Annotated in this window: 12 protein-coding genes, 1 tRNA gene and 1 pseudogene; 7 read left to right on the top strand and 7 right to left on the bottom strand. The window is 50.2% G+C overall.

Features of this window, described 5'->3' with window-relative positions; genetic code table 11:
• Nucleotides 1-204 precede the first annotated feature (204 nt).
• The 5 genes from B5E82_RS01685 to B5E82_RS01710 form a co-directional block, all read right to left on the bottom strand.
• Nucleotides 205-618, bottom strand: a complete 414-nt coding sequence (locus B5E82_RS01685) for an arsenate reductase ArsC (RefSeq protein ID WP_087305641.1) — start codon at nucleotides 616-618, stop codon at nucleotides 205-207.
• A gap of 4 nt (nucleotides 619-622) precedes the next feature.
• Complete coding sequence (locus B5E82_RS01690) at nucleotides 623-964, bottom strand: thioredoxin family protein (RefSeq protein ID WP_087305642.1); 342 nt, start codon at nucleotides 962-964, stop codon at nucleotides 623-625.
• 18 nt (nucleotides 965-982) lie between these two features.
• Nucleotides 983-1,984 (bottom strand): permease, encoded by a 1,002-nt coding sequence (locus B5E82_RS01695; protein WP_087305645.1) that lies wholly within the window; start codon nucleotides 1,982-1,984, stop codon nucleotides 983-985.
• A 95-nt stretch (nucleotides 1,985-2,079) separates the two neighbouring features.
• The gene (locus tag B5E82_RS01700) at nucleotides 2,080-2,394 is read right to left on the bottom strand and encodes an ArsR/SmtB family transcription factor (protein ID WP_087305647.1); all 315 of its coding nucleotides are present in this window, start codon (nucleotides 2,392-2,394) and stop codon (nucleotides 2,080-2,082) included.
• Nucleotides 2,395-2,850: 456 nt separating this feature from the next.
• A tRNA-Leu gene (locus tag B5E82_RS01710) sits at nucleotides 2,851-2,935 on the bottom strand.
• A 156-nt stretch (nucleotides 2,936-3,091) separates the two neighbouring features.
• On the opposite strand from B5E82_RS01710, the gene B5E82_RS01715 reads away from it, so the two are divergent.
• The 7 genes and pseudogenes from B5E82_RS01715 to vanT all read left to right on the top strand — a co-directional run bounded on the left by B5E82_RS01715 (nucleotide 3,092) and on the right by vanT (nucleotide 10,002).
• The gene (locus B5E82_RS01715; protein ID WP_330398206.1) at nucleotides 3,092-3,520 is read left to right on the top strand and encodes a putative ABC transporter permease; all 429 of its coding nucleotides are present in this window, start codon (nucleotides 3,092-3,094) and stop codon (nucleotides 3,518-3,520) included.
• A gap of 159 nt (nucleotides 3,521-3,679) precedes the next feature.
• Nucleotides 3,680-4,378: a VanR-ABDEGLN family response regulator transcription factor gene (gene vanR / locus B5E82_RS01720; RefSeq protein ID WP_087305651.1), complete on the top strand. Its 699-nt coding sequence runs from the start codon at nucleotides 3,680-3,682 to the stop codon at nucleotides 4,376-4,378.
• A gap of 43 nt (nucleotides 4,379-4,421) precedes the next feature.
• Nucleotides 4,422-5,492 (top strand): annotated as a pseudogene (locus B5E82_RS01725) (sensor histidine kinase); the annotation flags it as partial.
• Nucleotides 5,493-5,905: 413 nt separating this feature from the next.
• Complete coding sequence (gene vanG, locus B5E82_RS01730; RefSeq protein ID WP_087305698.1) at nucleotides 5,906-6,964, top strand: D-alanine--D-serine ligase VanG; 1,059 nt, start codon at nucleotides 5,906-5,908, stop codon at nucleotides 6,962-6,964.
• Complete coding sequence (locus B5E82_RS01735) at nucleotides 6,961-7,713, top strand: M15 family metallopeptidase (RefSeq protein ID WP_087305652.1); 753 nt, start codon at nucleotides 6,961-6,963, stop codon at nucleotides 7,711-7,713. The genes vanG and B5E82_RS01735 overlap by 4 nt, the downstream gene beginning before the upstream one ends.
• A 2-nt stretch (nucleotides 7,714-7,715) precedes the next feature.
• A complete protein-coding gene (locus B5E82_RS01740; protein ID WP_087305653.1) occupies nucleotides 7,716-8,849 on the top strand; it encodes an acyltransferase in 1,134 nt (377 codons plus the stop codon).
• A 1-nt stretch (nucleotide 8,850) separates the two neighbouring features.
• Complete coding sequence (gene vanT / locus B5E82_RS01745) at nucleotides 8,851-10,002, top strand: serine racemase VanT catalytic subunit (RefSeq protein ID WP_206415602.1); 1,152 nt, start codon at nucleotides 8,851-8,853, stop codon at nucleotides 10,000-10,002.
• A gap of 197 nt (nucleotides 10,003-10,199) precedes the next feature.
• Here the strand turns inward: vanT and B5E82_RS01750 are convergent, their stop codons facing one another.
• Both B5E82_RS01750 and B5E82_RS01755 read right to left on the bottom strand, forming a co-directional pair.
• Nucleotides 10,200-10,592 (bottom strand): helix-turn-helix domain-containing protein, encoded by a 393-nt coding sequence (locus B5E82_RS01750; protein WP_087305654.1) that lies wholly within the window; start codon nucleotides 10,590-10,592, stop codon nucleotides 10,200-10,202.
• Nucleotides 10,549-12,618 (bottom strand): LPXTG cell wall anchor domain-containing protein (locus tag B5E82_RS01755; RefSeq protein ID WP_140393061.1); only part of this gene is annotated, 2,070 nt, incomplete at its 5' end. The genes B5E82_RS01750 and B5E82_RS01755, both read right to left, overlap by 44 nt.

Raw genomic sequence — 12,618 nt, forward strand, 5'->3', positions numbered from 1 at the left:
CATTATACCTTTTCTATTGAGCATTGAGAAGACAGATTCGGCAGCCAATGTAGAGCTTTTTCTGCCATCATGTGCGGACTGGGGCCCGTACATGAGGCAGGATCTTGCGACAGCGAAATGTGCCAATCCGAGAAAAATAAGTGATCAACAAAGTCAAAATGGTGAAAATGCAGTTTAGCCCTCCCGATGCCGAGAGGGCTATTTTTAATACTCAAGGTTGTCTTTAACAAAATTTTTTAGTGCTATTATTTTCTGCTCAATGGCAGCCATGGTTTTCCGATACTCTATTTCCTCTTTCCCGGTCGGATCGTCGAGTCCCCAGTCTTCCCTGTATTTGCAGGGGAGATAGGGGCAATTCACATTGCATCCCATAGTTATGACGATATCAATCGGTGGAAGTTCGGTCAAGAGCTTACTGTATTGCGTCTGCTCCATGTCGATGCCGTATAACTGTTTCATCAGCCTCACGGCATCCTGGTTGATCTGCGGTACCGTTTGTGTCCCTGCGGAATAACTTTCAAAGACATCAGAGGCCAAATACTTTCCGAACGCCTCTGCAATCTGACTCCGACAGGAGTTGTGAACACAAATAAAGGCTACTTTTGGTTTTTGGCTCATACGCTCACCCTCTGACCTTCTGAATGAGGGCTTTGGCCTCGTCCTTTTTCAAAACCTTACCATAAGATACCACTTTGCCATCTACCACCAGAGCAGGTGTGGTCATCACGCCATAGGCGGCGATTTGAGCGAAATCGGTCACATGGTCGATGGTTGAATCCATGCCCAGTTCTTCAAGTGCCTCTCTGGCAGCATCCTCTAACGCATGGCATTTTGCACATCCAGAACCCAACACTTTAACACCAGCTGCCTTTTTTGCGGTTGCGGCCTGGGCCATAGCCTCCGGTGTACAGCTACTCCCGCAGCAGCAGCTTTTTTCTTCTTTCTTTTTACCAAACAGTCCCATTGTAAATTACCTCCCAAATCACATTAGAATAAATTGAAATACATTGAACAGATAACCAACAACAATAATTCCTATCACACAAACACCAATAAACAACGCCAACAGTTTCGGTTTTACCGCCTTGCGGAGCATGATAAGTGACGGCAGCGACAAAGTTGTGACGGCCATCATGAAGGACAGAACCGTTCCAAGCTGTGCCCCTTTGAAGAGCAGTGTCTCCGCAACCGGAATGGTGCCAAAAATATCTGCATACATAGGGATGCCTACAATCGTGGCGAGAATAACGCCAAAGGAATTATTGCTGCCAAGAACGGTTTCCACCCAGTTCTCTGGTATCCAGTTGTGGATCAGCGCACCAATACCGACGCCCACCAGAATATAGGGGAATACTTTCTTGAAGGTATCCCGCATCTGTTCCTTCGCATAAATCAGTCGTTCCCGTATCGTCAGATCGGGAGACTCGATGTCCACACTGCCAGCAGAAAGAACAAAGCTCTCAATGTGCTTTTCCATGTGCAGTTTCTCAATGATCGCACCGCCAATGACGGCAATGACAAGCCCCAACAACACATAGATGATGGCTACTTTTGTGCCAAAAATGCTGATGAGCAAGACAAGACTTCCCAGATCAACCATTGGAGACGAGATCAAAAAGGAAAATGTCACACCCAGCGGCAGGCCCGCACTCGTAAAGCCGATGAACAGCGGGATAGATGAGCAGGAGCAAAAGGGCGTAACTGTTCCCAGCAGAGCAGAGATAATGTTCGCCCAAACTCCGTGAAATCTACCTAAGATACGTTTACTCCGCTCTGGCGGGAAGTAGCTTTGGATATAAGAAATCGCAAAAATCAGCACACAAAGCAATACCGTGATTTTCAAGACATCATAAATGAAAAACTGTATGCTGCCGCCAATTCGTCCGGCAACATCCAAACCAAGGGACGACAGACCCATACCGATCAGTGCATTGAGCCATTGCATCCCAAGCACCTGATCCTGAATAAAGTCCCATACGCCCATACAAAAACCTCACTTTCTATTTTATACATTACATATCAAAATATTTTGATGAATGTTGCCAAAAGAAACGCCACCCGCTATTTAGATGGCGTATTCTATCCACACTGATGACAAGTTATCGCTTGCTCTGTATCCGGCGTTGTCAGTTCCTTCAGCAGTTCCATCGCATATTCTCTGCCGGAAACGCTCAATCGGTAATGCGTCCACTTTCCCTCTTGTCGGCTGGTAACAATGCCGGAATCACAGAGAATTTTCATGTGATAGGAAAGACCAGACTGCGTTAAATCCAGAGGTTCTTGTAAAACACAGGCGCACTTTTCTCCGCCTCTTAGCTGCTCCAGAATTGCAAGCCGTTTTGGATCGCACAAAGCCTTAAACACTTTTGCCTGCTCCTGATACTTTGTTTCCACGATCTCACCTCACATCAAATTATTTTGATGTATTCAGTATATGCGCCAAAATGAGAAATGTCAACCTCTGTTACGATAAAATTTATCTAATTCTTGAATTCATCACTCGACATTATAGCAAAGAGGAACCAATGTTATGATAGTCACATTTTTGCTATGAGTACCGAGATTTTCTTCATATGCAGTCAATATACCAATGAAGCGTGATTTCGCCAAAAGAATTCAGCACGTAACACATGCCTGTCAAAAATTCTTTGAAAACCCGGAGGGACAGAAAGAATTTGAAGAATGGAAAGCACAGAGAGCAAAGGAGGTAGAAAAGGAAAGGAAAAGAAAGGAGCGTATGACAAAAACGGCGGTATCACTCACGATACCACCGTTTTTGCTTTAGCACTCAAAATATACTAAAAATCCGAAGCCGTCCCCGATTGGAACCGGGTTCGGATTATCATTATCTGGTGCGGATAACAGGACTTGAACCTGCACGGGTGTTCCCAATAGAACCTAAATCTATCGCGTCTGCCAATTCCGCCATATCCGCTTAAATACGAAAACTATTGTACAACAGGCAGGCGCGGACCGTCAAGCAGAAATCACCCGGACCGCCTTACAAAACCGGCCGTTCTGCGCCGGAGACAGCGCAGAGCGGCCGCATTTTCCGTGCATAGCCTCCGCATTTTCTGTCCATACTTTCCTTATGATGAAGAACAAGTTTATTCTATGCGGACTGATCGGCTGGTGTCTGGAGATTTTCTGGACCGGCCTCAAATCCTTTCAGCGGCGCCAGATGAAACTGGAAGGCCACTCTTCCATATGGATGTTTCCCATATACGGGATGGCTGCCTTTCTGGCTCCCATCGCCCGGCTGCTGCGGAAAAAATGCTTCTGGGTACGCGGCGCCGTCTATACCTGCGCCATTTTCCTCACAGAATACCTGACCGGAAGCTTTCTGAAAAAACGCGATATGTGCCCCTGGGACTACAGCCGGGCACGCTTCAATATCCACGGTATCATCCGGCTGGACTATGCTCCCGTATGGTTCCTGACCGGCCTTCTGTACGAAAGGATTCTGTATGGCAGAGCGCTCACGCAGCAGACTGCTCCGGAATCTCTGCCGAAAAACTGATTTGAAAGACAAATTTCATTTCTTCTTAAGAATTTGGACACAAAACTTTTAAATTTTTCTCCTGCGTTTTCTGATATACTGGTGTTGGAATGTAAAAGATACTTATAATGGCGGGAAAAGACTCTTCCGCCATACCAGATACAGAAACGGGGGATTACAATGGCAGAGGCAAAAATCTTAGTAGTGGATGACGAAAAAGAAATCGCTGATCTGATTGAACTATACCTGACCAATGAAGCTTATGAAGTACGCAAATTTTACAACGGCACAGACGCGCTTGCCTGGCTTGAGAGCGAGACGCCGGACCTGGCTGTGCTGGATGTGATGCTGCCGGACATGAGCGGCTTTACCATCTGTCAGAAAATCCGGGAGACTCAGAATTTCCCGATTATCATGCTGACAGCCAAAGATGAGGAGATCGATAAAATCACCGGCCTGACTCTGGGCGCGGACGACTATATGACGAAGCCCTTCCGGCCTCTGGAGCTGATTGCCCGGGTCAAGGCCCAGCTCCGCCGTTTTACCAAATACAACACCGCGGCCAAGGAGGAGGATCAGGACTGCATCTCCATCTCCGGCCTGGTGATCAACCGGCGGGATCACACCTGCACGCTGGATGAAAAGCCGCTGGCCCTGACTCCCACGGAATTCTCCATTCTCTGGAGCCTCTGCAAAAACCGGGGCGAGGTCGTAAGCTCTGACCGGCTGTTCTACGACGTATGGGGAGAAAAATACTACAGCAGCAATAACAACACAATCATGGTGCACATCCGGCATCTGCGGGAAAAGATGCATGATTCCAGCGAGAAACCGAAGTACATCAAGACCGTATGGGGAGTGGGATATAAAATTGAGTAAAAGGAACGTAAGAAAAAGCAGCTATGTACTGTTTGAACGGAAGATGACCCGGAAAATGCTGTCGCTGGTCCTGATTTCCATCGGGGCCGTCTTTCTGCTGCGGGAGCTGATCCGCGGACGCTTCGGAGATTCGGTTGTGGCCTTTCTGACCGGCGTATTCCACCTGGATTACTCCGATGCCCTCTATATCTATGAAGCCACCTTCCGCAACAACCTGGACAGTATTATCGCGGCTGCCATCATTATTGCCCTGATTATCGTATTCCGTTATTCCATCCGCTGGGTGACGGAATATTTTGATGAGATCTCTTCCGGCTGTGACGCCCTTCTGGATAAAAAGACAGAGCTCATCACCCTGTCGCCGGAGATGGGATTTCTGGAACTGAAGCTGAATGAATCCAAGACCATTCTGGAAAAGAGAGAACAGGACGCCCGGGAGGCAGAGCAGCGGAAAAATGATCTGGTGGTTTACCTGGCCCACGATATCCGCACTCCTTTGACCTCGGTCATCGGATACCTGGAGCTTTTAAAGGAAGCACCCGATCTTCCCCTGGAGCAGCGGGCCAAATATCTTTCCATCACACTGGATAAGGCCTACCGCCTGGAACAGTTGATCAATGAATTTTTTGAAATCACCCGTTTCAATCTGCAGTCCATTCCGCTGAACCGGGAAAATATCCGTCTGTCCTACATGCTGATGCAGATGGCGGAAGAATTCTATCCTATCCTGGCGCCTGGAGGAAAATCTGTTCATCTGGACGTGCCTGAGGACCTGATCCTGCCCGGCGATCCTGACAAGCTGGCCCGCGTCTTCAACAACATTCTGAAAAACGCGGCAGCCTACAGTTACCCGGATACGGTCATTGAGATCCGGGCACGGCAGGAGGATAATCTGATCCGCATCACCTTCACCAATCAGGGACCGCAGATTCCGCCCGGACAGCTGAATGCCATCTTCGAAAAATTCTACCGCCTGGATTCAGCCCGTTCTTCCGCCACCGGCGGCGCCGGACTGGGACTTGCTATCGCAAAGGAAATCGTCACCGCGCACCAGGGCACTATTTCCGCCCAGAGCAGTGAGGAGGGCACCATATTTACCATTGATCTGCCCGCTTTTATAAAAACGGAGCCAGATACTTCTTCCGGCTCTTCTTCCAGTACATCTTCAAGTACTTCTGCCACTGCTTCTTCCGGCATTTCTCCAGGGCAGAAGCCGAAACCAGGCAGGTCCCGGCAGGAAAAACAGGTTTCGAAATAACTAAATATATCGCAAGGATTTCTTAAGGCTCTCATCACGGAATCTATAGATTTCCCTTTTTCTGAACCGCTACAATAAAGACACCGGGCGGGCCTTCCGGCATTGCCGGAGGGCCCGCCCGTGGACTGTGACGAATCTGTCACACAAAAGTCACGGTCCTGTCACCGGTCTGTCTTATACTGAAACTGTGATAAACGAAGACCGACCGGAGTATTACACAGATACCGGACAGACTGGTATCCAGAGAAAGGAAGTCATCATTTATGGAAATGAACACAACAAAAAATAAAACCGTGATTGCGATTCTTTTTGGCGGCTGCTCTACGGAGTACGAGGTCTCCCTGCAGTCTGCCTATTCTGTTATTACCCATCTGAATCAGGAAAAATATGAGGCTCATCTGATCGGCATCACCCGGGAAGGCACCTGGCTGTGCTATGAGGGCGATATTGACCGGATTCCGGCAGACACCTGGGCTTCCGCCGACTGTCTCCCGGCCATGCTTTCCCCGAACCGCACGGACCATGGTCTTCTGATTGCGCGCACAGGCGGCCTGGAGCTCATCCGTCTGGACGCAGTCTTTCCGGTGCTTCACGGAAAAAACGGAGAAGACGGCACTGTACAGGGATTGTGCGAACTGGCCGGTCTGCCTGTGGTAGGCTGCGGCATGAAGGCTTCGGTCCTGGGCATGGACAAGCATCTGGCCCACACACTGGTAAGCCTGGACGGCATCGAGGTGCCCAACTCCGTCCTTTTCCGCAGAATGCCCACAGAAGCTGAACAATTTTCCATGACAGAACACCTTCAGTATCCGCTTTTTGTCAAGCCTGTGAAGGCCGGCTCTTCCTTCGGCATCACCCGCATCGAAACTCCGGCGGAGCTGGAAGAAGCCATGACGCTTGCGTTTTCCCACGACGACTCGGTTCTGGTGGAGGAAGCCATCCCCGGTTTTGAGGTGGGTTGCGCCGTTCTCGGCAACAACAGCCTGATCATGGGAGAGGTAGACGAAATCGAACTGTCCGAAGGCTTTTTTGACTACACGGAAAAATATACGCTGAAGACCTCCCGGATTCACTGTCCTGCGCGCATTGATACCGAGACAGCGGAGCGCATCCGTGAGACGGCAGCCCGCATCTATCGGATTCTGTCATGCAGAGGTTTTGCCCGGGTGGACATGTTCCTGACACCGGACAACCGAATCGTCTTCAACGAAGTGAATACCATCCCCGGCTTTACCACACACAGCCGCTATCCCAGCATGCTGAAGGGCATCGGAATGACCTTTGAAGAAATCGTAGACGCCCTGATCCGGCTGGCGGTGGAACCATGAAAACACTCCTTCTGACCCGGAGCGATCTGAACCGGGGAAGTCTGCTACTGGTAAACGCCCGTCATCCTCTTCCCGAGAGTGTGGCTCCGGAAAGGCTGACACCCTTCTTCGGCTCCGGCGTCCTTCTGGAACGCCGTACCGCCCTTGTTCTGGAAAATCTGTTTACCGCTATCGGCTGCGGCGCCTCCCTGATTCCTGTCAGCGGCTACCGCACCCTCGCAGAACAGAAACAGATCTACGCCTCCTCGCTGGCGGAAAACGGTGAGGAATTTACCCGTAAATACGTGGCCCTGCCGGACTGCAGCGAACACCAGACCGGCCTTGCCATTGACCTGGCTCTGAACCGGGAGCCCATCGATTTCATCCGCCCCAGCTTCCCAGAAGACGGGATCTGCGGCCTCTTCCGGGAAAAAATGATTTCCTATGGCTTTATCGAGCGGTATCCGGAAGGAAAAGAAGATATCACCGGCATTGCGGCGGAGCCCTGGCATTTCCGGTACGTAGGCCTGCCCCACGCCGCCATCATGAAGCTGCACGGCTTCTGCCTGGAAGAATACCTCGATTATCTGAGCCATTTTCCGGCAGAAGGCCCTCATCTGGAAATCACTATCCAGAACAAAAGCTTTGAAATCTTTTACCAGAAAGCAGAGGCTTCTGACGGTTCTGTACTCCTGTCGCTGCCATCCACTCTGCCTTTCCAGGTATCCGGCACAAATACAGACGGCTGCGTCGTCACACTCTGGAGGTAACCATGACCGAGAAACCTATGGCACAAAAACATATCTATCCCGGCATCAACTGCTTCAAGCTTCTGGCCGCACTGTTTGTCATCATGATTCACACCTCGCCTCTGACTTCTGTAAGTCCGGAAGCGGATTTCGTGCTGACCCGGATCATTGCCCGCACGGCCGTTCCCTTTTTCTTTATGGTAACCGGCTTCTTCGTGCTGCCCAAAGCCCTCGGAGATACCCGCCGGGGCCTGCGCTACCTGAGACGTATCGGGCTTATCTATCTGGCGTCGATGCTCCTGTATCTGCCCGTCAACCTGTACGCAGATCATTTCAATGGCGCAGGCTTGGGAGGGCTCCTGAAAATGATCCTGACCGACGGAACCTTTTACCATCTCTGGTATCTGCCGGCCCTGCTGCTGGGCTTTGCCCTTGTATGGGCAGGACTTGCGTACCTGCCTGCAAAGGCCGTCTTTCTCATCTCCGTATTTCTGTATCTGACAGGACTTCCCGGAGACAGCTACTACGGATTTCTGAAAGAGGGCTCTGTCATTTACACAGTTTACGAGGGGATCTTCCACGTGTCCAGCTATACGCGGAACGGCCTCTTCTATGCTCCGGTCTTCCTGATGCTGGGATACGTGATTTCTCTGCAGTACCGCCAGGGGACCGCGGAAAAAAATCCTGGCAAAGCTGCGGGAAAATCTTTCAGATCGCCCCGGGGAAAATCAGCCCTGGAAGCTCTGCGCTGCCCCCCGTCTTTTTCGCTGGCTCTCGCAGGCTTCGGCATCTGCTCCGCCCTGTTCCTTGCGGAAGGCATCACGCTGAAGATTCTGGATGTGCAGCGTCATGACAGCATGTATCTGGCTCTGGTGCCGCTGATGTACTTTTTATTCTGCATCCTGCTGGATGTGAAAGGCCCGGACCCCATGAAACGCCTTCCCGGAGATCTGCCGCTTCTCGTATACCTGCTGCATCCGCTGTTTCTGATTCTGGTAAGAGGATTTGCCGGCGTCACCGGCCTTACCGTTTTCACTGAAAACAGCGTCGTACATTTTCTTGCGGTAGCTGCGGCATCCTTTGCGGGGTCCTGGATTCTCGCCACGCTCTGGCTGCTGGTGAAACCTAAACTAAAAAATCTGTTGAGGAGGGGATAACATGATTACAAAAATCAATTCTGACGCCATGATTTTCCGGCTGATGCCCGAACAGCGCGCCTGGAAGGAGCTGAACTATGAAAACCTGAAATGGAACGTGGAGAAGCTGAAAGAGCTTCTTCCTGAACACTGTGCCTTTATGGCAGTAGTAAAGGCTGACGCCTACGGACACGGAGCTCTGCCTGTCTCCTCTTACCTGAACCGGATCGGCGTGCGGGCCTTTGCTGTGGCTACCCTTCAGGAAAGCATCGCGCTTCGAAAGGCCGGCATCCAGGGTGAGATTCTGATTATGGGCTATACGCCCCCTCAGGACGCCTGCCTTCTCACTGCCAACGACCTGATTCAGACGGCAGCGGACTGCGCCCACGCAAGAGCGCTGAACGCCGCCGCTCCCTATCCGGTAAAGGTACATCTGAAGATCGACACCGGTATGCACCGGCTGGGAGAGCGGGCAGAGCATATCGACGCTCTGGCCTCCCTGTTCTCCCTGCCCCGCCTGAGGATTCTCGGCATGTATTCCCACCTGTGCGTGGCCGACAGCCAGGAGATTGACGATATTCTCTTTACCCGTGTGCAGATTTCTTCCTTTCTTCGGACAGCCGAAATCCTGCGGGAAAAGGGCTGCGATCCCGGGAAACTCCATCTTCAGAGCAGCTACGGCGTCCTGAATTACCCGGGACTTTCCATGGATTATGCCCGCTTCGGCATCGCCATGTACGGAGTCTTAAGCAGTCCCGATTCCCAGCTTCTGGAACGTGTGCCCCTGCGGCCTGTTCTTTCCCTTCACGCGCGGATTGCCACAATCCGCGACTTACATCCCGGAGAGACCGTCAGCTACGGACGCCATTTCCGGGCAGAGGCCCCCATGCGGGCCGCCACAGTCACCATCGGCTACGCCGACGGCCTGCCCCGCAGCCTTTCCGGCACGGAGCTGCCGGCGCTGGTGCGGGGCCGCAGAGCCCATGTCATCGGAAATATCTGCATGGACCAGCTCATCATCGACGTCACCGGAATTCCGGAGGCCCGCCCCGGCGATGTAGTCACCTTCCTGGGAACCGACGGAAACCAGACCCTCCGGGCTGAGGAGATGGCCGAGAAGGCAGGCACAATCACCAATGAACTGCTCTGCCGGCTGCACCTTCGGAAGCAGTAGATATAAGATCAGCAGGCGGCGCCACAGGATGGATGTCATAAAAATAAGATTATTCCGTGATTTTCAAAGCTCAAACACCTGATATCACAGAATAATCTTATTTATTTAGATAATCTTATTGTAGAATTCTCTTATTTTCAGAGTCCGGAAAAATCTGTGTCAGTCAAGACCCCTTTCGGAACTATTCCTTCTGAAAACTATTCTGTTAGATAAACCTTCAGAAGCTCCATGGCCTTCTTCCGCTTTTTTTCATCACAGTTTCCCAGGAAAAAAAGAATACTTCTGGAATCCTCAGGCAAATCCTGTCTGTCCTCTCCGAAAATCATATAATCCAGCGTGATGCCAAGGCAGTCTGCTATCTTAACCATGGTTTCCAGAGACATTCCACAGTAACCGCGCTCTATGTCCGCGTAGTATTTTTCCGCTTTTCCTATCTGTTCTGCCATCCTCTGCCGGGAAAGGCCAAGCCTTTCCCGACAACTGCGGATGCGGGCTCCGGCCGCTGTTTTGCTGTATGCCCGTTTTCTGTATTTCATATCATGATTTTCAGTGTCTGTCTCTTCCGTGATATCCTTTCTTTCTTCTGTCAAATACAATCGCTCCTATTCCTGCCAGTGAAACCAGACCTGTCAGAGTCAAAAGTAAAATGGGACTTGTATCTCCTGTTTTGGGAGAAGCAACGGTATTGGAAGATGCTGCCGAAGTTCCTGAACTGCTTCCGGAACCAGAACCAGAGCTGTTACCGCTTCCTCCACTATTTCCGCTTCCATTTTCATTTTTCTCCCAAACTGCCTTATAGACTGCATTGCCTGTCACGGTGGGACTTACTGCCGGTTCCCATCCCTTAAATACATAACCGTCTCTGAACAGTGTTCCAGTAAAGGCCGGCGTGCTGGTTCCGGAAAGAAGGTTCTCATATACCTGATCCTTAAAAAGTTCCTCTCCGTCTACTCCGTCCGTATAGGTTACCGTATACTTCGTCTCTGCATCATCGGCAATGCCGTTATGGTTCTTATCCTCTTTATATCCCGCCTCATAGACTGCGTCAGCAGTCACCATGTCCGGGAACTCGGAAATTTTCTGTCCGCCTGCATACCAGCCATCGAACACATATCCGTCTACAGCAGTTACAGCCGGCGCTGTCGGATAAACCTCACCATATTTGTATGTCCCGGTTATCTCCACTTCTGTGCCATCCAGTATTCCACGATCATCTGACTTAAAGGTTACTGTGTGCCTGTCAAGATTGTAATAAAGTTTCAGAGTAAGCACCGTAGGCTCCTGAGCGTCAGCTCCCAATTGGGGAACTGTCACAATACCGGAAGCCTGATAGTCTTCATGCTCAGGATTCAGCGTATAATGCTCGTAATCTCCCGCTTCTGCCGTCACTTCTGTTCCTACTTCTCCATATAACGGAAAATCCACATCCTTCAGAGAATATGTGCCGTCTGTATTTTCCAGATAATGCTCTACTTTATACGCTGCTGATACCGGGTCCAGAATCGAAGCATTGGATGCCCATAAGGCATACAGTCTCACAACAGAGCCCTGGCCTGAGGCAAGGTTCATCACCTTCTGGCTTCCCTCAAACTGAATCGTTCTGTCATCGGGATTCATGGCCCATCCAAGGAAGGTATATCCCTCTCTTGTGAATGTCCCCGCATTTTTCAGCACAGCTTCTACACCATAGGTATGAGTAGAAGTTGTCACATCTTTCTCCGGATTTCTGGTAAGGAATCCGCCGTTTCCATGGTACTCGATTGTATAGGTATGAGCAGCATAGGTTCCATACAGTTCATATTTTTTGAGCACTGTGAGCGGTTCCGGTTCTCTCTTGGCTTCATTTCCAATATCGGATTTCTTCTCATACCAGCCGTCGAAGGTATAACCTTCTCTCTCTTCTGCTTTCAGAAGTTTATAATCCCCTATAGTTCTTGCTGTAATATATTCAGTAATGGTCTCTTCATCATCGATATGGTAATTTACCGCATATCTGTCATATACCATGGTACACAGATTTGTCCAGCCATTTACAGTCCGGTCTGTCATATCTGTTCCCAGATTACTTACTTCCTGGCTCCACGGAATATCCCATTCGAAATCCGCCGCAAACTTTGCCGGATCATAAAGCACATCTATACCGTCTTTAGTCGTCAAATCTGAATTTTTGCCATCGATTACCGCATCTTTCAGAATTTCGCTGTACGGCGTTCCGTATGCATAGTCACCCAGTTTTCTCTCAATGGCTGCCTCTTCCGTATTTCCATCCCGGTAAATATAGATATATACCGGATATTCCTTGGCTACATACTCACCGTATAATTCGTATTTTTTAAGTACTGTGAGCGGCTCCGGCTCTCTCTTGGCTTCATTTCCAATATCGGATTCTTTTTCGTACCAGCCGTCGAAGGTATGGCCTTCTTTTTCTCCTGGCTGCCAGAGTTTATAGTCCTCTATGTTTCTCGCCGTGATATATTCTGTATGGGTCTCTTCTCCCTCGATATGGTAATTTACCGCATATCTGTCATATACCATGGTACACAGATTTGTCCAGCCATTTACAGTCCGGTCTGTCATATCTGTTCCCAGATTACTTACTTCCTGGCTCCACGGAAT

Source organism: Lachnoclostridium sp. An138 (assembly GCF_002160765.1).
GTDB classification, from domain to species: Bacteria; Bacillota; Clostridia; order Lachnospirales; family Lachnospiraceae; genus Laedolimicola; species Laedolimicola faecalis.